This is a genomic window from Rhizobacter sp. P5_A1, from assembly GCF_056400745.1.
Genome location: NZ_JBFUKR010000012.1, coordinates 93,555 through 115,835, shown reverse-complemented (window position 1 = coordinate 115,835; position 22,281 = coordinate 93,555). Strand labels below are relative to the sequence as shown.

Below are 22,281 nucleotides of genomic sequence, written 5' to 3'. Positions count from 1 at the left end.
CATGAGCAGCTTCCCAGGCGAGCGCCGGGTCAGTGTCGAGGCGCCGGCACCGTATCCGCGCGACCGCCGCAAAGCCGAGAGCGGCCCGTTGCAGGCCCCGCGCCCACCCGGCCCGCGCCCGGCCGCGCCGCTGCCCGACCCGAGCGACTGGACCTTCGAACTGATCGAGCAATACCACGAGGCGATCCGCGCGACCGCGCAGCGCTTCGGCCTCGATACCTACCCGAACCAGCTCGAGATCATCACCGCCGAGCAGATGATGGACGCGTATGCCTCGGTCGGCATGCCGGTGAACTACCGCCACTGGAGCTACGGCAAGGAGTTCATCGCCAACGAGAAGAACTACAAGCGCGGCCACATGGGGCTGGCGTACGAGATCGTCATCAACTCCGACCCCTGCATCGCCTACCTGATGGAGGAAAACACCACCGCAATGCAGGCGCTGGTGATCGCGCACGCCGCTTATGGCCACAACAGCTTCTTCAAGGGCAACTACCTGTTCAAGCTGTGGACCGATGCGTCGTCGATCATCGACTACCTCGTCTACTCGAAGAACTACATCGCCGAGTGCGAAGAGCGCCACGGTCTCGGCCCGGTCGAGGAGCTGCTCGACAGCTGCCATGCGCTGCAGAACTACGGCGTCGACCGCTATCGCCGGCCGAGCAAGCTCTCGTTCGCCGAGGAACTCGAACGCCGCAAGGATCGGCTCGAACATGCGCAATCGCAGGTCAACGACATCTGGCGCACCTTGCCGAAGAAACCCGAGAAGGCCGACGACGCGGTCGACACGAAGCGCTTTCCCGCCGAGTTGCAGGAGAACATCCTGTACTTCATCGAGAAGAATGCGCCGCTGCTCGAGCCATGGCAGCGCGAGATCGTACGCATCGTGCGCAAGATCGCGCAGTACTTCTACCCGCAGCGCCAGACACAGGTGATGAACGAGGGCTGGGCCACGTTCTGGCACCACCACCTGCTGAACACGATGTACGACGACGGCTACCTGACCGACGGCGTGATGATCGAGTGGCTGAAGTCGCATACCAACGTCGTGTATCAGCCGCCGGTCGGGCACCGCGCCTACAGCGGCATCAACCCGTACGCGCTGGGCTTCGCGATGTTCACCGACATCAAGCGCATCTGCGAGAACCCGACCGACGAAGACCGCGAGTGGTTCCCGAATTTCGCCGGCAAGCCCTGGCTGCCGACGCTCGATCATGCGATGCGCAACTTCAAGGACGAAAGCTTCATCGGCCAGTACCTGTCGCCGAAGCTGATGCGCGACATGCGGCTGTTCGCGATCCTCGACGACGAAAACGCCGAGAACCTGACCGTTTCGGCGATCCACGATCCCTCGGGTTTCAGGCGCCTGCGCGAGGCGCTCTCGCATCAATACGACCTCAGCTCACGCGAGCCCGACATCCAGGTCTGGAACGTGAACCTGCGCGGTGACCGCTCGTTGACGTTGCGCCACACGCGGCACAACAACCGGCCGCTGCACGACAGCGCGCACGAAGTGCTGAAGCATGTCGCGCGGCTGTGGGGCTTCGGCGTGCACCTCGACAGCGTCGACGCGACCGGAACGAGCCAGCAGAGCCTGTCGGTGCCGGCACCCGTGCACCCGTGATCTGACGCGCCGCGGACGCGGCGTGTCAGATCACGAAGATCTTGCCCGGGTTCATGATGTTCTTCGGGTCGAGTGCCCGCTTCAGCGTGCGCATCATCTCGACCGCGCCGGCACCGGCTTCGGTGACCAGAAAGTCCATCTTGTGCAGCCCGATGCCGTGCTCGCCACTGCAAGTGCCCTGCGCGTCGATGGCGCGCTGCACCACATCGCGGTTCAGGCGCTCGGCGGTCTCGCGCTCGCTCGGCACGTTCGGGTCGACGAGGTAGGCGATGTGGAAGTTGCCATCGCCGACGTGGCCGACGATGTAGTGCGTCATGCCGGCGGCTGTGGCGTCATCGGACGCCTGCGTCACGCACTCGGCCAGGCGCGAGATCGGCACGCAGGTGTCGGTCGTCACGGTGCGGCTGCCGGCCTTGAGTTGCAGCCCAGCGAAATAGGCATGGTGGCGGGCGGTCCAGAGCCGGGTGCGTTCTTCCGGCGTCGTCGCCCACTCGAAGCCGGCGCCGCCGAACTCGCTCGCGATTTCCTGCACGCTCGCGGCCTGCTCGGCAACGCTCGCGGTGCTGCCGTGGAATTCCATCAGCAGCATCGGCGCCTCCGGCAGCGTGAGCTTGTCGTGCCGGTTCACCGCGCGCACCGCATGCACATCGAGCAGTTCGCAGCGCGCGATCGGAATGCCCATCTGGATGATCTGGATCGTCGTGCGCACGGCCGCATCGATGCTCGGGAAGGTGCAGGTCGCCGCCGAGATCGCCTCGGGGAGCGGGTACAGCCGCAGCGTGATCTCGGTCATCACGCCCAGTGTGCCTTCGCTGCCGACCATCAGCCGCGTCAGGTCGTAGCCCGCCGATGACTTGCGCGCACGCGTGCCGGTGTGGATCACGTCGCCGCCCGCGGTGACGACCGTCAGCCCGAGCACGTTCTCGCGCATCGTGCCGTAACGTACCGCGTTCGTGCCGCTCGCGCGTGTCGCGCTCATGCCGCCCACGCTCGCATCGGCGCCGGGGTCGATCGGGAAGAAGAGCCCCGTGTGGCGAATCTCGTTGTTCAGCTGCATCCGCGTGACGCCGGCCTGCACAGTGACGGTCAGGTCCTCGGCCTGCACCGCGATGATCTTGTTCATGCGTGACAGGTCGATGCTGACGCCGCCCTGCACCGCCAGCAGATGTCCTTCGAGCGACGAGCCGACGCCGAACGGGATCACCGGCACCGCGTACTGGTCGGCGAGCTTGACGACCGCGGCGACGTCTTCGGTGCTTTCGCAGTACACGACCGCCTCGGGCGGCGGGGCATCGATCGGCGATTCGTCGCGGCCGTGCTGTTCGCGCACCACGAGCGCGGTCGAGCAGCGGGCGCCGAAGTGCGCCTGAAGCGCTTCGAGCATCGCGGCCGGAACCGGGCGCGGCTCCAGGCGTGGCAGCAGGTGGGCGGGCAGCGGTGCGTTCATCTCGGTCTCCATGGCCGCGCAAGCGGCGGCCTGACGCGATTGTGCCAAGGCTGCGGCCGCTGGCCAGTGCGGCCGACCCGCGCGCCGCAAGGGTCGAGGGCTGGTCGTACTTCTCGAGCGGACAAGCCCGTGGCGCCCGTACACAACGGCGCGGTGCGCGTTGCCACGCGAGGCCCGCCGGCGTGCTTTACCGCGCGCACGCGATGTCGAGAATCGCTCGGCCGGTACGGCGTCCTGAAACACTCCCGGAGCAATGCGATGAGCGGCAAGTTCGAAGTCAGCAAGACCAGCAACGACAAGTTCATGTTCAACCTGAAGGCCGACAACGGCGCCATCGTGCTGACCAGTCAGCCGTACGAAGCCAAGGCCGGCGCGTTGCAGGGCATCGAATCGGTCCGCGTCAACGCAACCCTCGGCGAACGCTTCGAGCGCCTGAACTCGACGCAGGACCGGCCGCACTTCACGCTGAAAGCCGCCAACGGCCAGGTCATCGGTCGCAGCCAGACGTACGCATCGCTCGCGGCGCTGGAGACCGGCATTGCATCCGTCGCCAGGAACGCGCCTTTCGCGCCGACGATCGACCTGACGCTCTGACCGTCCGGCGGCGCGCTAGCATTGGCGCATGGCCAATCGACTCACGCAGATCGCGACCCGCACCGGCGACGACGGCACCACCGGGCTCGGCGACGGCACCCGCGTTCCCAAGGACCACCTGCGCGTGCAGGCGATGGGCGATGTCGACGAACTGAACTCGCAACTCGGCCTGCTGCTCGCCGAACCGCTGCCCGACGACGTGCGCGAGTTGCTCGTCGTGATCCAGCATGAGCTGTTCAACCTCGGCGGCGAGCTGTCGATTCCCGGCTACGAGCTGCTGAAGGCCGAAGCGGTGTTGCGGCTCGACGAAGCGCTGGCGCACTACAACGCCACGCTGCCGCGGCTGAAGGAGTTCATCCTGCCGGCCGGCACGCGCAGCGCGGCGCTCGCGCACGTCGGCCGCACGATCGCTCGCCGTGCCGAGCGCGCAGTGGTGGCGCTGACCGCGGTCGACGCGGTGCGCGCCGAGCCGCGCCACTACCTGAATCGTCTGTCCGATCTGCTGTTCGTGCTCGCGCGCGTGCTGAACCGCGCGAACCTCGACGGCCTCGGCGGCGACGACGTCTACTGGCACAGCGAGCGGCTCGCGCGCGAAGACAAGTGACGTGGCGCCGGTGCCGACCCGCGCTACTGCTTGACCGGCGGCGTCGCACCGACCGCGAACTCGGCCAGCGACAGGAAGCCGTCACGGTTCGTGTCGAGCTCGTCGAAACGCGCAGCGATCTCGGGGAAGCGCTGCGACTCGTCGCGCGAGAGCTTGCCGTCGCCGTTGCTGTCGGCGCGCGCGAACGCGGCCTCGATCGCCTCACGATCGGTGGCCGACATCTCCGCCGCCGCCGGCAACGCTTCCGCGAGTGCGCAGGCGACCAGTGCGACTCGACCGCAGCGCCGCAGCCAAACCAAGTTCTGAACCATCCGATGCCCCGGGGCGTGAAACCGATCCGATTGGACCCGCTCGGCGCCCGGCCTGCCAGCGCGTTTGCGCGCCCTTACGCCGGTTACCTCGCGGCTGCGCGGGCCTTCACGGCTTGGCTGAGCACCTCCAGCACCTCGAGCGAGTGATCCCAACCGAGGCAGGCGTCGGTGATGCTCTTGCCGTACTCGAGCTTGCCCGGATCGTCCTTGCCGGCGCTGAACTTCTGCGCGCCGGCATGCAGGTGGCTCTCGACCATCACGCCGAAGATGCAGCGGCTGCCGGCCTTCATCTGGGCCGCGACGTCGCGCGCCACATCGACCTGGCGTTCATGCTGCTTGCTGCTGTTGGCGTGACTGCAGTCGACCATCAGCGTGCAATCGAGCTTCGCCGCCTCGATCTCCTTGCAGGCCGCGGCGACGTGCGCGGCGTCGTAGTTCGGCGTCTTGCCGCCGCGCAGGATCACGTGGCAGTCCTTGTTGCCACGCGTCTCGACGATCGCGACCTGGCCGTTCTTGTGCACCGAGAGAAAGTGGTGCGGCCGCGCCGCGGCCTGGATCGCGTCGATTGCGATCCGGATATTGCCGTCGGTGCCGTTCTTGAAGCCGATCGGTGCCGACAGCCCCGACGCCAGTTCGCGGTGCACCTGGCTTTCGGTCGTGCGCGCGCCGATCGCACCCCACGAGATCAGATCGCCGATGTACTGCGGCGAGATCACGTCGAGGAACTCGCTGCCGGCCGGCATCCCGGCGCGGTTGATCTCGAGGAGCAACTGGCGCGCGATGCGCAGGCCCTCGTCGATGCGGTAGGTCTCGTCGAGGTAGGGGTCGTTGATCAGGCCCTTCCAGCCGACCGTCGTGCGCGGCTTCTCGAAGTAGACGCGCATCACGACCTCGAGCGTGTCCTTGTACTTCTCGCGCTGCAGCTTCAGCTTGCGCGCGTACTCGATCGCCGCAACCGGGTCGTGGATCGAGCACGGCCCCATGATCACGAGCAGCCGGTCGTCCTTCTTCTGCATGATGCGGCGGATCGCCTGGCGCGTGTCGCCGATCAGCGTCTCGACGGGCGTGCCGGCGATCGGGAAGAACCGGATCAGGTGCTCCGGCGGCGGCAGCGGCATCACGTCCTTGATCCGCTGGTCGTCGGTCTGGCTGGTGCGCTCGCTGTGCGCATACCAACCCTCGCTGGCGGCAGTGCTGGATTTGGTCGTCGTCATCGCGAGAGGCTCCAAGAAGTGAAGGTCGAAAAAAAACCGCCGGGGGTCAGCCCGGCGGTTTTCGGAGATCGTTGCGCGTTTACTTGGCGTGTGCGCTGGCCTCTCCGGCCGCAGGGCGGTGCGAGAACCAAAAATACGCAAAGTAAAAGGCGCGGGAAAGCATGAGCGGGAATGTAGCACACGCATTCGGCGTCTCGGGCCAGCGCCGGGCCGCCCCAAGCGGTCCGAGCGCCCCTCGGGGGCCGGACGCCGAAGGCGGCCTTGGGGCTGTCATCGTCATGCGGTTCCGCCAACGGTGAGTCGGTCGATGCGCAAGGTCGGCTGGCCGACGCCGACTGGCACGCTCTGCCCTTCCTTGCCGCAGACACCGACGCCCGGATCGAGCTTCATGTCGTTGCCGATCATGCTGACGCGGGTCAGCGCGTCCGGCCCGTTGCCGATGATCGTCGCGCCCTTCACCGGGTACTGGATCTTGCCGTTCTCGACCCAGAACGCCTCGCTCGCCGAGAACACGAACTTGCCACTCGTGATATCCACCTGGCCGCCGCCGAAGTTGGTTGCGTACAGCCCGCGCTTCAGCCCCGCGACGATCTCTTCGCGCGTCTTGTCGCCGCCGAGCATGTAGGTATTGGTCATGCGCGGCATCGGTACCGCGGCGTAGCTCTCGCGCCGGCCGTTGCCGGTCGGGCCGACGCCGCTCAGCCGCGCATTCATCGAGTCCTGGATGTAGCCTTTCAGGATGCCGTTCTCGATCAGCACGTTGCGCTGGCTCGGGTTGCCTTCATCGTCGACGTTCAGCGAGCCGCGCCGGTCCGGGAGCGTGCCGTCGTCGAGCACCGTCACTCCCTTGGCCGCGACACGCTGGCCGACGCGGCCGCTGAACGCGCTCGAACCCTTGCGGTTGAAGTCGCCCTCCAGGCCGTGGCCGATGGCCTCGTGCAGCAGCACGCCGGGCCAGCCCGGGCCAAGCACCACGCTCATCTCGCCGGCTTTCGCAGGCCGCGATTCGAGGTTCGTCAGCGCGGCGTTGACGGCGTCCTGCACATAGCTCTCGATGATCTCGTCGTGAAAGTAGCCGAAGCCGAAACGCCCGCCGCCACCGCCCGAGCCGACCTCGCGGCGCACCTCGCCATCGATCGTCTGCTCGGCGATCACCGTGACGCTGAGGCGCACCAGCGGGCGCACGTCGGCAGCGAGCGTGCCGTCGGCGCGCGCGATCATCACCACGTCGTATTCGCCAGCCAGGCCCGCCATCACCTGCACGATGCGCGGGTCCTTCGAGCGCGCGAGCTTCTCGACCTTCTCGAGCAGCGCGACCTTCTGCGTGCTGTCGAGCGTCGCGATCGGGTCCATCGGCGCGTACAACACGCGGCTGCTCCCGACCTTCTGCTTCGGCCCGACCTTGACCTTGCGGCTCTGGCCGGCGGCGGCGATCGTGCGCACCGTCATCGCAGCATCCATCAGCGCAGCTTCGGTGATGTCGTCGGAGTACGCGAAAGCGGTCTTCTCGCCCGCCACCGCACGCACGCCCACACCCTGGTCGATGCCGAAGCTGCCGCTCTTGACGATCCCTTCCTCGAGGCTCCAGCCTTCGCTGCGCGTGTACTGAAAGTACAGATCGGCGTCGTCGATCCGGTGCGTCGCGATCGTCGCAAGCGCCTTCGACAGCGTCGCGTCGGTCAGGCCAAAGGGCTCGAGCAGCAGCGAGCGCGCGACGGCCAGGCGCTCGATCGTGGGTTCGCGGGAGATCATGGGCGGCGTCCTGAAGCGGTGTCGCGCGATTGTAGGAGTCGGCCGATCGCGCGCAATGACGCCGCCCGCTTGCCCCTGCAGTGCGCTTGCCGGCTATGCGTCGTCCGTCGCGTTCCTCAGCGCCAGCGCGCGCTCGTACAGCGCGTTGCGCGGCGCGCCCGTCAATTCGGCGGCGAGCGCGACGGCCTGCTTCAGCGGCAACCCAGCGAGCAGCGTGCGCAGCGTCGCATCGAAGGCGGTGGCCGGGTCGGCGTCGGCGACCGCGCCCAGCGCATGCAGCACCAGCACGAACTCGCCGCGGCTGCGGTTGGCGTCGCCCGCCAGCCAGCCTCGCAACTCGTTCGCCGGCAGGGTGTGCACGGTCTCGAACTGCTTCGTCAGTTCACGGCAGACGGTCAGCGCGCGCGCGCCGCAGGCCTCGGCCAGCGCCGCGGCGAGCGCGTCGACGCGATGCGGCGCCTCGAACAGCACCTGCGTCTGCGGGCTCGCGGCCAGCTGCTTCAGCGCGAGCGCGCGTTCGCCGCTGCGTTGCGGCAGGAAGCCGCTGAACGTGAACGGCCCGCCGATCGCGTCGCCGGCGACGCTGAGCGCGGCGGCCGCGCTGCTCGCGCCAGGGATCGGCAGCGCGCGATAGCCCGCGGCCCGCACCGCAGCCACCAGGGCCGCGCCCGGGTCGCTGATCGCCGGCGTGCCGGCATCGCTGATGTACGCGACGCGTTCGCCGCGCGCCAGGCGCAACAGCACGCCGGCGGCCGCCTCGCGCTCGTTGTGTTCGTGCACCGCGATCAGCGCCTTGCCGTCGATGCCGAGCTGGCGCAGCAGCGGTGCGCTGTGGCGCGTGTCCTCGCAGGCGACCGCATCGACCAGCGCGAGCACATGGATCGCGCGCAGCGTGATGTCGGCGAGGTTGCCGATCGGCGTCGCGACCACGTACAGTGCGCCCGGCGGGTACTGCTGCGCGCCGGCCGCGCTCGCGGCGGCCTGCAGCATCAACGAGGCGACGGGTGTGGTCACGACAGGGGTTTCGACAAAGGAAAGCGGCGACGCGGGCGAGGCACGCGCGCTGGCGCACCTCCTGGCCCAGGGCCTGACCCTGGTGCAGCGCAATTATCGGGTCGCGCGCGGGCCGAACGCGCGCGGCGGCGAGATCGACCTGATCCTGCGCGAACGCGACGGCACGCTGGTCTTCGTCGAGGTGCGCGCGCGGCGCGGCGCAAATCACGGCGGCGCGGCCGCCAGCGTCGGCGCAACCAAGCAGCGCAGCCTGATGCTCGCGGCCCAGCATTTCCTGCGCACCCAGCGCACGCTGCCGCCCTGCCGCTTCGATGTCGTCGCGATCGACGGCGGGCACATCGAGTGGCTGCGCGCCGCGTTCGATGCCTCGTGATGGAACCAGCCTGGTGCATCGGTGTCATATGATCCATGCCCATGCTTGAACAACGCATCCAACAACAGTTCTTCGACAGCGCCGACCTGAAATACGCGGCCGCCGAGGTGCTCGCCAAGCCGATCGCCGACGCGGTCAGCGCACTCGTCGGTTGCATCACCGCCGGCGGCAAGGTGCTGGCCTGCGGCAACGGCGGCTCGGCCGCCGATGCCCAGCACTTCGCGGCCGAATTCGTCGGCCGCTTCGAGCGCGAGCGCCCGGGCCTCGCGGCCATCGCGCTGACGACCGACAGCTCGATCCTGACCGCGATCGGCAACGACTACGACTTCAACTCGATCTTCTCGAAGCAGGTCCAGGCGCTCGGTGCCCCCGGCGACGTGCTGCTCGCGATCAGCACCAGCGGCAACTCGAACAACGTGATCGCCGCGATCGAAGCGGCGCGCGCGAAAGAGATGGTCGTGATCGCGATGACGGGCCACAAGGGCGGCAAGATTCGCGAGATGCTGACCGAGACCGACGTACTGATCTGCGTCCCGCACGAACGCACCGCGCGCATCCAGGAGGTGCACCTGCTGACGCTGCATTGCCTGTGCGACGCGGTCGACCTGCAATTGCTGGGCGAACAGGAAAACACATGACCTTGACGACACCTTCGCCGCGCCTGACCGCGCTGCTCGCCGCGCTCGCGGCCGTCACCACGCTGAGCGCCTGCGCCCCGCTGCTGCTCGGCGGCGCGATCGTCGGCAGTTCGATGGTCGTGACCGATCGCCGCACCTCGGGCACGCAGGTCGACGACCAGGCGATCGAGCTGAAGGGCGTCAAGCGCATCAACGAGATCCTCGGCGATCGCGGCAACGTCAGCATCACGAGCTACAACCGCATCGTGCTGCTGACCGGCACCGTGCTGGCCGAGCCCGACAAGGGCGCGGTCGAGCGCGTGGCGGCCGGCATCGAGAACGTGCGTTCGGTCGTCAACGAGGTCGCGATCGGCCCGGCCGCGTCGTTCGGCAACCGCTCGAACGACACCTTGCTGACGAGCAAGGTCAAGGCCAGCTTCGTCGACGCGAAGGACGTTCAGGTCAACGCATACAAGGTCGTCACCGAGCGCAGCATCGTCTACCTGATGGGGCGCGTGACCGAGCGCGAGGCGAATCGCGCGGCCGACATCGCACGCGGCGTCAGCGGCGTGCAGAAGGTCGTCAAGGTCTTCGAGATCGTCACCGAGGCCGAACTGGCCGACCTGCAGCCGAAGCCGGCGCCCCTGCCGGCCGCCAACAAGCCCTGATCAGCGCAGCCGGCGCAGCAGGCTCGAGGTATCGAGCCGGTTGCCGCCCTGCGCCTGGATGTCGGCATAGAACTGGTCGACCAGCGCGGTCACCGGAAGGCGTGCACCGTTGCGCCTGGCCTCGTCGAGCACCAGACCGAGGTCCTTGCGCATCCAGTCGACCGCGAAGCCGAAGTCGAACCGGTCGTCGATCATCGTCGGGCCGCGGTTGTCCATCTGCCAGCTCTGCGCGGCGCCCTTGCCGATCACCTCGAGGACGGCACGCATGTCGAGCCCGGCCCGGGTGCCGAACGCGATCGCCTCGGCCAGGCCCTGCAGCAACCCGGCGATCGCGACCTGGTTGACCATCTTCGCGAGCTGCCCGGCCCCGCTCTCGCCGAGCCTTGTCACGGCCTTCGCGAATGCCATCGCCACCGGCCGGATCGACTCGAACGCGGCCGAATCGCCGCCGCACATCACGGTCAGCGCGCCGTTGATCGCGCCGAGGTTGCCGCCCGAGACCGGCGCATCGATGAACTGCAGCCCGAGCGGCCGCGCCGCGGCGCTCAGCTCGCGCGCCACTTCGGCCGACGCAGTCGTGTGGTCGACGAACACCGCGCCAGGCTTCATCGCGGCGAACGCGCCCTGCATGCCGAGCGCGACCGAGCGCAGGTCGTCGTCGTTGCCGACGCAGGCGAACACGATGTCGGCCTGCGCCGCGGCCTCGCGCGGCGTGGCGGCGCTCGCGTGGCCGTGTTCGGCGACCCATTGCGCGGCCTTCGCCGGCGTGCGGTTGTAGACCGTCACCCGATGACCGGCGCGCGCCAGGTGGCCGGCCATCGGATAGCCCATCACGCCGAGGCCGAGAAAGGCGACGCGTCTTGCGGGCATCGGTTCGTAGGTCTTGCTGGTCATCGCGAAACGCTCCTTCAAATGCGAAGCGGCCTCCGAAGAGGCCGCCGGAATGGGATGGCACGAGCCTACACGATGGTCAGGTGCTCGGTGCCGGCCGAGAGATCGCTGCTGCGCGCGCGCTGGCTGTGCAGCTTGATCTGCAGGCGCAGGTCGTTGACCGAATCGGCGTTGCGCAGCGCATCCTCGAACGTGATCGCCTGGCCCTCGTACAGGTCGAACAGCGCCTGGTCGAAGGTCTGCATGCCGAGCTCGCGCGAGCGTTTCATGATCTCCTTGATCTCGGCGACCTCGCCCTTGAAGATCAGGTCGGAGATCAACGGCGTGTTCAGCATGATCTCGACCGCCGCGACGCGGCCGCGCCCTTCCTGGCGCGGCATCAGGCGCTGCGAGATCAGCCCCTTCAGGTTCAGCGACAGGTCCATCAGCAGCTGCGCACGCCGCTCTTCGGGGAAGAAGTTGATGATCCGGTCGAGCGCCTGGTTCGCGCTGTTCGCGTGCAGCGTGGCCAGGCACAGGTGGCCGGTCTCGGCAAACGCGACCGCATGCTCCATCGTCTCGCGGTCGCGGATCTCGCCCATCAGGATCACATCGGGCGCCTGGCGCAGCGTGTTCTTCAGCGCCGCTTCCCAGCCTTCGGTGTCGATGCCGACCTCGCGCTGCGTGACGATGCAGTTCTTGTGGGCGTGCACGAACTCGACCGGGTCTTCGATCGTGATGATGTGGCCGAACGAGTTCTCGTTGCGGTAGTCGACCATCGCCGCCAGCGAGGTGCTCTTGCCCGAGCCGGTCGCGCCGACGAAGATGACAAGGCCGCGCTTCGTGACCGCGACATCTTTCAGCACCTGCGGCAGGTTCATGCTGTCGATCGTCGGGATGACCTGCGGGATCGTCCGCATCACCATCCCGATGTTGCCCTGCTGCACGAAGGCGTTGACGCGAAAGCGGCCGACGCCCTGCGGCGCGACCGCGAAGTTGCACTCCTTCGTGCGCTCGAACTCCGCGGCCTGCTTGTCGTTCATCACCGAGCGCGTCAGCGCCAGCGTGTGCTGAGCCGTCAGCGGCTGCGGCGAGACCTTCGTGACCTTGCCGTCGACCTTGATCGCGGGCGGGAAGTCGGCGGTCAGGAACAGGTCGGAGCCGTTGCGCGAGACCATCAGCCGCAGCAGGTCGTTGACGAATTTGGAGGCCTGGTCGCGTTCCATGTCTTGTTCCTCTATCCAGGGAAGTTCTCGGGGAACTTGGCCTTGCCGCGCGCCTCGGCCGGCGACACGACGTTGCGCCGCACGAGGTCGGCCAGGTTCTGGTCCAGCGTCTGCATGCCCATCGCGTTGCCGGTCTGGATCGACGAGTACATCTGCGCGATCTTCGCTTCGCGGATCAGGTTGCGGATCGCCGCTGTGCCCAGCATGATCTCGTGCGCCGCGACCCGGCCGCTGCCGTCTTTCGTCTTGCACAGCGTCTGCGAGATCACGCCGATCAGCGACTCCGACAACATCGCGCGGACCATCTCCTTCTCGGCCGCGGGGAACACGTCGACGACACGGTCGACCGTCTTCGCGGCGCTCGAGGTGTGCAGCGTGCCGAACACCAGGTGGCCGGTCTCGGCGGCGGTCAGCGCGAGGCGGATCGTCTCCAGATCACGCAGTTCGCCGACCAGGATCGCGTCCGGGTCCTCGCGCAGCGCCGAGCGCAGCGCGTTGTTGAAGCTCAGCGTGTGCGGGCCGACCTCGCGCTGGTTGATCAGGCACTTCTTCGATTCGTGCACGAACTCGATCGGGTCTTCGACCGTCAGCACGTGGCCGAACTCGTTCTCGTTCAGGTGGTTGACCATCGCCGCCAGCGTCGTCGACTTGCCCGAGCCGGTCGGCCCGGTGACGAGCACGAGGCCGCGCGGCTTCAGCGACAGCTCGGCAAAGATCTTCGGCGCGTTCAGGTTCTCGAGCGTCAGGATCTTCGACGGGATGGTCCGGAACACCGCACCGGCACCGCGGTTCTGGTTGAACGCGTTGACCCGAAAGCGCGCGAGCCCCTGGATCTCGAACGAGAAATCGCACTCCAGCGCCTCTTCGTAGGCCTTGCGCTGCGAGTCGTTCATGATGTCGTAGACCATCCCGTGGACCTGCTTGTGGTCCAGTGGGTCGACGTTGATGCGCCGGACATCGCCGTGCACGCGGATCATCGGCGGCAGCCCGGCCGACAGGTGCAGATCGGAGGCCTTGTTCTTGACCGAAAACGCCAGCAGTTGGGTGATATCCATCGGGTCTCGGGTGGGTTGGCGCCGGGCCACAGCAGGCCGGGCAGCGCGCGCAGGCGCTGCGGGATACTCGGCGCATTATGGCGATGATCGCAGACAACATACAACAAGTGCACGAGCGTGTGGCGCGTGCCTGCGCGCAGGCCGGGCGGCCCGTGCGAAGCGTCACGTTGCTTGTCGTCGGCAAGACTTTCGGTCCCGAGGCGGTGCGCGAGGCTGTGGCGGCCGGGGAACACCGCTTCGGCGAAAACTACGTGCTCGAGGGCGTCGAGAAGATCGCCGCGCTCGGCGATCTGCGCGAGCGGCTCGAATGGCATCTGATCGGCCCGCTGCAATCGAACAAGACACGCGTGGTCGCCGAGCAGTTCGACTGGGTCCATTCGGTCGATCGGCTGAAGATCGCGCAGCGGCTGAGCGAGCAGCGCCCCGCGCATCGGGCGCCGTTGCAGGTCTGCCTGCAGGTCAACATCAGCGGCGAGCCGAGCAAGAGCGGGCTGCGGCCCGACGAAGTGCCCGAGCTCGCGCACGCGGTGGCGGCACTGCCGGGCTTGAACTTGCGCGGCCTGATGGCGATCCCCGAACCCGCGGCCGACTTCGCCGCGCAGCGCGCACCGCACCGCGCGCTGCGCGAACTGCTGGCCCGGCTGCAAGCGAGCGGGCTGGCGCTGGACACCCTGTCGATGGGCATGAGCGCGGACCTGGAAGCCGCGATCGCCGAGGGCGCCACGCTGGTGCGCGTCGGCAGCGCGATCTTCGGCGCGCGCCCGGCCGTGTCAGGCTGAGCGCAGCCGCGGCAGTCCGCCGCGCCAGAACACCACCGCGTTGCCGGCCGCGACCAGCATCAGGCCGAGCAGCGCCGGTGCGGTCCAGTGATAGCCCTCGACGAGCGCCGAGACGTTCAGCGCGACGATCGGGAACAGCACGGTGCAATAGGCCGCGCGGTCCGCGCCCATCCGGCCGACCAGTGTCAGGTACGCCGTGAAGCCGATCACCGAACCCGGGATCGCGAGATAGAGCCACGCGCCGACGTACTGTGGCGAGGCATCGAAGCGCATCGGCTGCCCGCTGACCACCGCCCACGCGGCGACCAGCGTCGCACCGATCGCCATCGCCCATGCGTTGGTCTGGATCGGCGTCTGGCCCAGGCGCTGCATCGCACCCGACAGCAGGTTGCCGAGCGAGAAGCAATATGTGCCGGCGAGCGCCAGCCCCAGACCCCACAGCGTCTGCGGCCGGCCCAGGTCCTTCAGCACCTCGCCGCCGAACAGCAGCAGCAGACCGGCCAGGCCGAGCCCGGCACCGAGGATCACGCGCGCCGACAACGCCTTGCCGTGGAACAGCCGGCCATTCAAGGCGTTCCAGACCGGCGCGGTCGAGAAGCAGACCGCGACCAGGCCGCTGGCGATCCACTGGCTCGCGTACAGGAAGCACATGAAGTTCAGGCAGAACAGGCACAGCCCCTGGCCGAGCAGATGCGGCCAGATCCCGCGCGGCGGCATGCGCCAGGCACGCCGCCACGCCAACCAGGCGAGCAGCACGGCGGCCGCGAGCCAGAAGCGGTAGGCGATCGACCACGGGATCGGCACCGGACCGAGTTGCAGCTTCAGCGCGATCCAGGTCGTGCCCCAGATCAGCACGGTCGTCAGGTAGAGCATCAGGTTCGTCATCGTGGCCGCAGTCTGCGGCGGCGCCGTTCCCTCGCGTGGCAGGAACTTGCGCATTTGTCGCCGAGCGCCGACGACGCAGCGCCGTCGCGGCTTAAGCTGCGCGCATGGATGCGTCCGGCCCGTCGTCTCCCGTCGCCCAGCTCTCGGTCGGCAGTGCGCTGCTGCGCTCGCGCGCGACGCTGCGCCGCGCGCAGGCGCTGCCCGGCGGCGCGTGGCTGGCGCACTGGCGCAACGCCGACACCGCGGCCGAGTATGTCCAGCCCGAACACCACACGCTGTCGTTCTACCTGACCGGCGGCCGCGCGGTGCGCTGCATCGAAGCGCCCGCGGCGCGTGGCGAGCCGGGCGCGATGTGCGTTCTGCCGGCTGGCCACGACTCGCGCTGGGTGATCGACGACGAGCTGCAGCTGCTGCACCTGTACCTGCCGCAGCTGCAGCTCGCGCAGGCGGCCGAGCGCTGGTTCGATCTGGATCCGCGCAGCGCGACGCTGGCCGATCAGATCTACTTTCGCGACGCCCCGCTCGAAGCGCTGCTCACCCGCATCGCCACGGCCGACTGGCAAGCGACCGACGCACCGCTGCAGCTGCAGCAACTCGCGCTCGACGTGCAGGCGCGCCTGCTGGCCCGACACACCGTGCATCGGCATTCGCCGCGGGCGGTGCGCGGCGGCCTCGCGCCCGCGGCGCGCCGCCGCGTGCTCGAGCGCATCGAGTCGGGCCTGCGCGAACCGATCGGCGATCTGAGCCTGGCCGCGCTGGCCGATGCGGCGTGCTTGTCCGAGCACCACTTCGCGCGCATGTTCAAGTCCAGTTTCGGCTGCAGCCCGCACGCCTGGGTGATGCAGCGCCGGCTCGCGCATGCACGGGACCTGCTGGGCGAGCGCCGGCTGTCGCTCGCCGAGATCGCCGCGCGCTGCGGCTACGCGCACCTGTCGCACCTGAACGCGGCACTGCGCCGCGCCGGGCTGGCCTCGGCCGCGCGCTATCGCGCGGCGGACGCGCCGCCGGCCGCGCGCGAGGCCGGTGCCAGCGCCAGCGTCATGAAGATGCTGTTCGGGTCCTCGGCGTAGGTGCCGAACGGGCCGGTTCGCGCGAAGCCAGCGCTCTCGTAGAGCCGGTGCGCCGCCTCGAAGGCGGCCACCGACCCGGTCTCCAGACTCAGGCGCTCGTAGCCACGGGCGTGCGCGACCTCGATGATGTGCGTCAGCAAGGCTCGTCCCGCGCCGGTGCGGCGCCGCGCCTCGGGTGTGCGCATCGATTTGATCTCGCCATGCCGGCGGTCCAGCTCGAGCAACGCACCGCAGCCGAGCAGCACCTCGCCCTCCCAGGCCGACCAGAACGTGATCTCGGGCTGGCGCAGTTTTTCGAGGTCGAGCGCGTGCACGCTTTCCGGCGGCCCGAGTGCGTGCATGTTGCGCAGGTGTTCGTCGAGCAGCGCGTGAATCGCCGGGCGGGAGAGGTCGTCGAGCTCGATCTTCATCGTGGCGCCTGTCGGCCGGCGGCCCGCAGCGGCGTGGCAGTCGCGATCACGACCGCGTAGCGCGCCGGGCGCCGGGTGGGGTTGTGGAATTCGATCGGCCCATCGATGTGCAGCGCGAGGCAGTCGCCCGCCTCCAATCGGTGGCTGGCGTCGCCGAGCGTCAGCGTCATCGCGCCCTCGAGCACCCAGACCTGCTCGTCGACCGCATTCGCCGGTGTGCCGCCTTCGAGCACGACGCAGCCACCCGCGGGAAACTCGACCTCGACGATGCGCAGCGGCGAGGGATAGTCCGGCGGCGAGACGTTGCGCCGCAGGTAGCCCGAGGCCGGATCGCGCCACTCGGTCTGCTCGGCACGCCGCATCAGCGGGCCGGGCGCATCGCGTTCGACCTCGAACAGCGCCGCGAGCGCGACGCCGAGCCCGCCGGCGAGCTTCTCGAGCACGACGGCGGTCGCGCTCGTCTCGCCACGCTCGATCAGCGAGATCGTCGAGCGGCTGATGCCGCTGCGCGCGGCCAGTGCGTCCAGCGACAGCGCGCGCTCGGCCCGCAGCGCGGCGACGCGGTGGGCGATGCGCTGGTTGATGTCGTCGAGATCGGGGAGAGCTTGTTCCGTCATGATGGATACATTGTCCAACATGTTGGAAACGTCGTCAAATCGGCAGCAACGTCGTGTTCTTGACCTCCTCCATCACGGCGTAGGTGCGCGTCTCGCGCACGCCTGGCAGCGCCCAGATCACCGAACCGACGAACTCGCGGTAGGCCTGCATGTTGGCGACCCGGGTCTTGATCAGGTAGTCGAAGCCGCCGGCGACGAGGTGGCATTCCAGGATCTCCGGTCGCACCTGCACCGCGGCCTTGAAGAGGTTCATCGCATCGTGCGTCGTGCGGTCGAGCACGACCTCGATGAACACCAGCAACCCGGCGCCGAGCTTGTCCGGGTTCAGCCGCGCCTCGTAGCCGAGGATGAAGCCGTCGCGCGTCAGGCGCTTGACGCGTTCGAGCACCGCGGTCGGCGAGAGATGCACCGCCTCGGCCAGCTTCAGGTTCGAGATGCGGCCATCCGCCTGCAGCACGCGCAGAATTCGCGCGTCGGTGCGGTCGAGCGCCGGCGGCGAAGGTTCTTCGATGCCCATGCCGAATTATTCTCCGTAGTCCGAGTTGATTTCGGAGATTAATGCTAGAGACATATCCATAACCTAGCAACCAATCCACCCCACGAGGTTGCCCATGTTCAGCGTCGCACCGCCCTCCGCCCGCCTGCCGTACCCGTACCGCGATGAATTCGCGGTCTTGTCGGCGCTGCTGCAGGACATCGAAGGCGCCGTCGACTGGCCCGCCGCCGCGCGCAGTGCGCGGCCCTGGGTGCAGGCCGTGCGCGAGCACCCGGCGCCGTTCTGGGCGATGGAATCGCTGCTGCGCGAGTACCCGATCTCGAGCGCCGAGGGCCTCGCGCTGATGCGCCTGGCCGAGGCGCTGCTGCGTGTGCCCGACGCCGAAACCGCGATCGCGCTGACCGCCGATCAGCTCGGCAAGGCCGAGTTCGATGCGGCAAAGGGCCACGAGGGACCGGGCGGAGCCCGGTCCGCGGGCGGCCCGCACAAGCTGCTCGCGAACCTGTCGGCAAGCGCGATCGCGCTGTCGAAACGCTTCCTGCCCGAGAACGATTCGGAAAGTGGCATCCTGAAGCGCCTGGGCGCGCAGACGGTCGTCGCCGCGACCGTGCGTGCGATCCAGCTGCTCGGCCGGCAGTTCGTGCTCGGCCGCTCGATCAAGGAGGCGATGAGCGAGGCGTCGTCCGCGCGCAAGGCGCAGGGTGGCCTGCGCTTCAGCTACGACATGCTCGGCGAAGGCGCTCGTACCGAGGCCGACGCGCAGCGCTACCTCGCGTCGTACCGGAACGCGATCGACGCGATCGCGAGCGGCCGCGTCGCCGACAGCCCGGAAAGCGCCGACGGCATCTCGATCAAGCTCAGCGCGCTGTTCTCGCGCTACGAGGAGGCGCAGCGCGAGCGCGTCTTCACCGAACTGCTGCCGCGCGTCTGGCAACTGATGGAGTCGGCCGCGCGCGCGAACCTGAACCTGACGATCGACGCCGAAGAGAGCGACCGCCTCGAACTCTCGCTCGACGTGTTCGAGGCGCTGAGCGCACGCGTGGCGCGCGAGTTCCCGCAGTGGCGCGGCTTCGGCCTTGCAGTGCAGGCGTACCAGACGCGCGCGCTGCAGGTCGTCGCCGAGGTCGCGCGGATCGCGCGGGCGCACGGGCTGCGCTTCATGGTCCGCCTCGTGAAGGGCGCGTACTGGGACGGCGAGATCAAGCGCGCGCAGGAGCTCGGCCTGAGCGGCTACCCGGTGTTCACGCACAAGCACCACACCGACATCTCGTACCTCGCCTGCGCGCGCGCGCTGATCGCGAACGCCGACGTGATCTACCCGCAGTTCGCGACCCACAACGCCGGCACGATCGCGGCGATCGTCGGCATGGCGCAATCCAAGGGCGCGGCTTACGAGATGCAGCGACTGCACGGCATGGGCGAAGGCGTTTACCGCGAGCTGATGCGCGACAGCGCGGTCCCGGTGCGCGTCTATGCGCCGGTCGGCGAGCACCGCGACCTGCTCGCCTACCTGGTGCGCCGGCTGCTCGAGAACGGCGCGAACTCGTCGTTCGTGCACCAGCTGTCGGACGAAGCGGTCGACATCGATGTGCTGCTCGCGTCGCCGCTCGTGCCGGCCGCACGCGCGGGCATCGCGCCGCCGGTCGCGCTGTACGGATGGGACGGCCACGACCCGCGCAGCGGCCGCGCGAACTCGGCCGGTGTCGATATCGCCTGCCTGGCCGAGCGCGCGCCGCTGGACGGCGCGCTTGCAGCGAGCGTGGTCGCGACCGTGCCCGAAACGACGAAGGCCGAAGTCGACGCCGCGATGGCGCGCCTGCACGCCGGCTCGCGCGGCTGGAGCCGCACGCCGCTGGCGCAGCGCGCCGCAGTGCTGCGCCGCGCTGCCGACGCGCTCGAGGCGCGCCTGCCCGAGTTCTGCGGCCTGCTCGTGAAGGAGGCGCACAAGACGCTCGGCGACTGTGTCGCCGAAGTGCGCGAAGCGGTCGACTTCTGCCGCTATTACGCCGACCAGGCCGAGCTGCGCCTCGCGACGCAGGCACTGCCCGGGCCGACCGGCGAAAGCAACGAGCTGCACCTGCACGGGCGCGGCGTGTTCGTCTGCATCAGCCCGTGGAATTTCCCGCTCGCGATCTTCGCCGGGCAGGTCGCGGCGGCGCTTGTCACCGGCAACGCCGTCGCGGCCAAGCCGGCCGAGCAGACGCCCGCCGTCGCGCAGCGCTTCGTCGCACTGCTCTTCGAGTCCGGCGTGCCGAGCGATGCGCTCGCGCTGCTGCACGGCCCCGGCGAAACGGTCGGCGCCGCGCTCGTCGCCGACGCGCGCGCCGCCGGCGTCTGCTTCACCGGCTCGACCGCGGTGGCCCGGATCATCAACCGCACGCTCGCCGCGAAAGACGGCCCGATGGTCCCGCTGATCGCCGAGACCGGCGGCATCAACGCGATGATTGTCGACAGCAGCGCATTGCCCGAGCAGGTCGTCGACGCCGTCGTGCAGAGCGCGTTCCGCTCGGCCGGCCAGCGCTGCTCGGCACTGCGCCTGCTGTGCGTGCACGAGAGCATCGCCGACGGCATGATTGAGATGATCCGCGGCGCGCTGCGGGAACTCAGCGTTGGCGACCCGGCGCTGCTCGCGACCGACGTCGGCCCGGTCATCGACGCCGAGGCCTTCGAGGGCCTGAGCACCCACATCGCGCGGCTGCGCGCGCAGGCCACGCTGATCGGCGCGGCGCCGGTCGAATCGGGCTTGCCGCGGCTGATCGCGCCGATCGCGTTCGAGCTCGCGCGCATCGCCGACGTGACCGAAGAGATCTTCGGCCCGGTGCTGCACGTCGTGCGCTGGGCCGGCGACGTCGACCAGGTCATCGCGCAGATCAACGCACTCGGCTACGGGCTGACGTTGGGCATTCAGACCCGCATCGACTCGCGTGCGCTGCGCCTCGCAGCCGCGGCGCGCATCGGCAACGTCTACGTGAACCGCAACATGATCGGCGCGGTCGTCGGCGTGCAGCCGTTCGGCGGCGAGGGGCTGTCGGGCACCGGACCGAAGGCCGGCGGCCCGCACTACCTGTATCGCTTCTGCGCCGAGCAGACCGTGACGATCAACACCGCGGCCGCCGGCGGCAACGCTGCGCTGCTCGCCGGGGCTCACTGAGGCGGCGGCGTGCTACTGCCACAGCCCGTGACGCTTGTGCCACGCCTCCAGCGATTCGCTCGGCATCTCGTCGACATGCACATGTCCGGGTCCGCGCGGCACATCGACCCAGGCCGGCGCCCACGCCAGACCGATCTCGAAGACCTCGGGCGGCTTCGGCAGCTCGGTATCGATCGCCGACGCATGCGGGTGCACGAGCTCAGGCCAGCGCGGGTCCCACAGCCACAGCGGACTGCCGCACTTGAGGCAGAAGTGTCGGCCGGCCTTCGAACGCGTCGTGCGCCGGCCCGGCTCGCGCAGCAGTGCGTGGTACACGCCGAGATGCCGGCGGCCGCGCACCTTCAGCGTCGCCGCGTCACCGCCGAGGTTGATCGCGTAGCCGCCGCTGCCGGCCGTCTTGCGGCAGATCGAGCAGTGGCAATGCATGAACGGCACCGCGCTCGACGACTCCAGCTCGAAGCTGACGGCACCGCAATGGCACGAACCTTCCAGATGCATGGCAACAACTCCTTCGATGTCGATGCGTACACTCTGCGCATGATCATGATCGCACCGTCACGATGAAGTCAAAGGCACTCGCTTTCATTGGCGGCGGCAACATGGCCGGCGCGATCATCGGCGGCCTGATCAAGAGCGGCCGCGCGGCCGGCTCGATCCTCGTCGTCGACCCGGGTGATGCCCAGCGCGCGAAGCTGCAGTCCGAGTTCGGCGTGCGCAGCTTCGCCGCCGCCGACGCCGCGCTCGCCGAGGCCGCCACGATCGTCTGGGCCGTCAAGCCGCAGTTCTTCCAGGCCGCCGCGGCGCCGTGCGCGGCGTACGTCGGGCAGGCCCTGCAGCTCAGCGTGATGGCCGGCCTGCGCAGCGACGCGATCGCGCACGCGACCGGCGCGGCGCGCGTCGTGCGTGCGATGCCGAACACGCCGGCGCTGATCGGCCAGGGCATCGCCGGGCTGTTCGCGCGCGACGCGGTCACCGCGGCCGATCGCACCGAGGTCGAGGCGGTGCTCGCGCCGACCGGGCGCACGCTCTGGGTCGATCGTGAGGAAGATCTCGACGCCGTCACCGCGCTGTCCGGCTCGGGGCCGGCCTATGTCTTCTATTTCATCGGGGCGATGATGCAGGGCGCGCGCGAGATGGGCCTGAGCGAGGCGCAGGGCAAGCAGCTCGCGCTCGCGACCTTCGCCGGCGCGACCGCGCTGGCGCAGGCATCGGACGAGGCGCCCGAGGTGCTGCGCGAGCGCGTGACCTCGAAAGGCGGCACGACCCATGCGGCGCTCTCGATGCTCGAGGCGCGCGGCGTCAAGACGGCCTTCGTGCAGGCGATGCGCGCCGCGCAGCAGCGCGCCCGCGAACTCGGCGACGAATTCGGGCGCTAGGCGCCTGGGCAGCGCGCCGCGGCGATGCCGGGTTCGCCGCGGCTCATGCAAAGCCCGCATGGGGGGAACAGCCACTTTGCGCTGCGGCGGGTCTACAGTCTCGCCCCATGCAGGCCCGCGCGCCACGA

Annotated in this window: 22 protein-coding genes and 1 pseudogene; 10 read left to right on the top strand and 13 right to left on the bottom strand. The window is 69.0% G+C overall.

Annotation, left to right across the window (positions count from 1 at the left end):
* The first annotated feature begins 1 nt into the window (after position 1).
* Positions 2 to 1,624, top strand: a complete 1,623-nt coding sequence (locus AC1DTW_RS15225) for a SpoVR family protein (protein ID WP_477982055.1) — start codon at positions 2 to 4, stop codon at positions 1,622 to 1,624.
* Between the two features lie 25 nt (positions 1,625 to 1,649).
* Here AC1DTW_RS15225 and AC1DTW_RS15220 read toward each other — a convergent pair whose 3' ends face one another.
* On the bottom strand, positions 1,650 to 3,071 hold the full coding sequence (locus AC1DTW_RS15220; protein WP_477982054.1) for an FAD-binding oxidoreductase: 1,422 nt from the start codon (positions 3,069 to 3,071) through the stop codon (positions 1,650 to 1,652).
* 258 nt (positions 3,072 to 3,329) lie between these two features.
* Between AC1DTW_RS15220 and AC1DTW_RS15215 the strand changes: the two genes are divergently transcribed.
* Both AC1DTW_RS15215 and AC1DTW_RS15210 read left to right on the top strand, forming a co-directional pair.
* Positions 3,330 to 3,665 (top strand): YegP family protein, encoded by a 336-nt coding sequence (locus AC1DTW_RS15215; protein ID WP_477982053.1) that lies wholly within the window; start codon positions 3,330 to 3,332, stop codon positions 3,663 to 3,665.
* Between the two features lie 28 nt (positions 3,666 to 3,693).
* Complete coding sequence (locus AC1DTW_RS15210) at positions 3,694 to 4,269, top strand: cob(I)yrinic acid a,c-diamide adenosyltransferase (RefSeq protein ID WP_477982052.1); 576 nt, start codon at positions 3,694 to 3,696, stop codon at positions 4,267 to 4,269.
* A gap of 23 nt (positions 4,270 to 4,292) precedes the next feature.
* On the opposite strand, the gene AC1DTW_RS15205 is transcribed toward AC1DTW_RS15210, so the two are convergent.
* The 4 genes from AC1DTW_RS15205 to rsmI form a co-directional block, all read right to left on the bottom strand.
* The gene (locus AC1DTW_RS15205; protein WP_477982051.1) at positions 4,293 to 4,490 is read right to left on the bottom strand and encodes an EF-hand domain-containing protein; all 198 of its coding nucleotides are present in this window, start codon (positions 4,488 to 4,490) and stop codon (positions 4,293 to 4,295) included.
* 173 nt (positions 4,491 to 4,663) lie between these two features.
* Positions 4,664 to 5,794, bottom strand: a complete 1,131-nt coding sequence (locus AC1DTW_RS15200; RefSeq protein WP_477982050.1) for a 3-deoxy-7-phosphoheptulonate synthase — start codon at positions 5,792 to 5,794, stop codon at positions 4,664 to 4,666.
* 276 nt (positions 5,795 to 6,070) lie between these two features.
* On the bottom strand, positions 6,071 to 7,546 hold the full coding sequence (gene tldD / locus AC1DTW_RS15195; protein WP_477982049.1) for a metalloprotease TldD: 1,476 nt from the start codon (positions 7,544 to 7,546) through the stop codon (positions 6,071 to 6,073).
* Between the two features lie 93 nt (positions 7,547 to 7,639).
* On the bottom strand, positions 7,640 to 8,536 hold the full coding sequence (rsmI, locus tag AC1DTW_RS15190) for a 16S rRNA (cytidine(1402)-2'-O)-methyltransferase (protein WP_477982108.1): 897 nt from the start codon (positions 8,534 to 8,536) through the stop codon (positions 7,640 to 7,642).
* A gap of 16 nt (positions 8,537 to 8,552) precedes the next feature.
* On the opposite strand from rsmI, the gene AC1DTW_RS15185 reads away from it, so the two are divergent.
* Genes AC1DTW_RS15185 through AC1DTW_RS15175 form a run of 3 tightly spaced genes read left to right on the top strand, consistent with a single transcriptional unit; the run spans position 8,553 to position 10,218 of the window.
* Positions 8,553 to 8,933, top strand: a complete 381-nt coding sequence (locus AC1DTW_RS15185; protein WP_477982048.1) for a YraN family protein — start codon at positions 8,553 to 8,555, stop codon at positions 8,931 to 8,933.
* Positions 8,934 to 8,974: 41 nt separating this feature from the next.
* Positions 8,975 to 9,571, top strand: a complete 597-nt coding sequence (locus AC1DTW_RS15180; protein WP_477982047.1) for a phosphoheptose isomerase — start codon at positions 8,975 to 8,977, stop codon at positions 9,569 to 9,571.
* Positions 9,568 to 10,218, top strand: coding sequence for a BON domain-containing protein (locus AC1DTW_RS15175; RefSeq protein WP_477982046.1), 651 nt, complete (start codon positions 9,568 to 9,570; stop codon positions 10,216 to 10,218). Before AC1DTW_RS15180 ends, AC1DTW_RS15175 begins: the two co-directional genes overlap by 4 nt.
* Here the strand turns inward: AC1DTW_RS15175 and AC1DTW_RS15170 are convergent, their stop codons facing one another.
* The 3 genes from AC1DTW_RS15170 to AC1DTW_RS15160 form a co-directional block, all read right to left on the bottom strand.
* Positions 10,219 to 11,112, bottom strand: a complete 894-nt coding sequence (locus AC1DTW_RS15170) for an NAD(P)-dependent oxidoreductase (protein ID WP_477982045.1) — start codon at positions 11,110 to 11,112, stop codon at positions 10,219 to 10,221. It abuts the gene before it with no gap.
* Positions 11,113 to 11,177: 65 nt separating this feature from the next.
* Positions 11,178 to 12,314, bottom strand: coding sequence for a PilT/PilU family type 4a pilus ATPase (locus AC1DTW_RS15165; protein WP_477982044.1), 1,137 nt, complete (start codon positions 12,312 to 12,314; stop codon positions 11,178 to 11,180).
* Positions 12,315 to 12,325: 11 nt separating this feature from the next.
* Positions 12,326 to 13,369 (bottom strand): type IV pilus twitching motility protein PilT, encoded by a 1,044-nt coding sequence (locus tag AC1DTW_RS15160; RefSeq protein WP_477982043.1) that lies wholly within the window; start codon positions 13,367 to 13,369, stop codon positions 12,326 to 12,328.
* A 77-nt stretch (positions 13,370 to 13,446) separates the two neighbouring features.
* Between AC1DTW_RS15160 and AC1DTW_RS15155 the strand changes: the two genes are divergently transcribed.
* A complete protein-coding gene (locus tag AC1DTW_RS15155) occupies positions 13,447 to 14,148 on the top strand; it encodes a YggS family pyridoxal phosphate-dependent enzyme (protein ID WP_477982042.1) in 702 nt (233 codons plus the stop codon).
* Here the strand turns inward: AC1DTW_RS15155 and AC1DTW_RS15150 are convergent.
* On the bottom strand, positions 14,140 to 15,033 hold the full coding sequence (locus AC1DTW_RS15150; RefSeq protein WP_477982041.1) for a DMT family transporter: 894 nt from the start codon (positions 15,031 to 15,033) through the stop codon (positions 14,140 to 14,142). The genes AC1DTW_RS15155 and AC1DTW_RS15150 overlap by 9 nt on opposite strands.
* A 104-nt stretch (positions 15,034 to 15,137) precedes the next feature.
* Here AC1DTW_RS15150 and AC1DTW_RS15145 point away from each other — a divergent pair, with 104 nt between their 5' ends.
* A complete protein-coding gene (locus tag AC1DTW_RS15145; RefSeq protein ID WP_477982040.1) occupies positions 15,138 to 16,103 on the top strand; it encodes a helix-turn-helix transcriptional regulator in 966 nt (321 codons plus the stop codon).
* Here the strand turns inward: AC1DTW_RS15145 and AC1DTW_RS15140 are convergent.
* The 3 genes and pseudogenes from AC1DTW_RS15140 to AC1DTW_RS15130 all read right to left on the bottom strand — a co-directional run bounded on the left by AC1DTW_RS15140 (position 16,016) and on the right by AC1DTW_RS15130 (position 17,647).
* Complete coding sequence (locus tag AC1DTW_RS15140) at positions 16,016 to 16,513, bottom strand: GNAT family N-acetyltransferase (RefSeq protein WP_477982039.1); 498 nt, start codon at positions 16,511 to 16,513, stop codon at positions 16,016 to 16,018. The genes AC1DTW_RS15145 and AC1DTW_RS15140 overlap by 88 nt on opposite strands.
* Positions 16,514 to 16,956: 443 nt before the next feature.
* Positions 16,957 to 17,130: pseudogene (locus AC1DTW_RS15135) on the bottom strand (helix-turn-helix domain-containing protein); the annotation flags it as partial.
* 34 nt (positions 17,131 to 17,164) lie between these two features.
* Positions 17,165 to 17,647, bottom strand: coding sequence for an Lrp/AsnC ligand binding domain-containing protein (locus tag AC1DTW_RS15130; RefSeq protein ID WP_477982038.1), 483 nt, complete (start codon positions 17,645 to 17,647; stop codon positions 17,165 to 17,167).
* Positions 17,648 to 17,741: 94 nt separating this feature from the next.
* Here AC1DTW_RS15130 and AC1DTW_RS15125 point away from each other — a divergent pair, with 94 nt between their 5' ends.
* Positions 17,742 to 20,777, top strand: a complete 3,036-nt coding sequence (locus tag AC1DTW_RS15125) for an L-glutamate gamma-semialdehyde dehydrogenase (protein ID WP_477982037.1) — start codon at positions 17,742 to 17,744, stop codon at positions 20,775 to 20,777.
* A 12-nt stretch (positions 20,778 to 20,789) separates the two neighbouring features.
* Here AC1DTW_RS15125 and AC1DTW_RS15120 read toward each other — a convergent pair whose 3' ends face one another.
* A complete protein-coding gene (locus AC1DTW_RS15120) occupies positions 20,790 to 21,275 on the bottom strand; it encodes a GFA family protein (RefSeq protein WP_477982036.1) in 486 nt (161 codons plus the stop codon).
* Between the two features lie 62 nt (positions 21,276 to 21,337).
* On the opposite strand from AC1DTW_RS15120, the gene proC reads away from it, so the two are divergent.
* Positions 21,338 to 22,153 (top strand): pyrroline-5-carboxylate reductase, encoded by an 816-nt coding sequence (gene proC / locus AC1DTW_RS15115; RefSeq protein WP_477982035.1) that lies wholly within the window; start codon positions 21,338 to 21,340, stop codon positions 22,151 to 22,153.
* Positions 22,154 to 22,281: the final 128 nt, after the last annotated feature.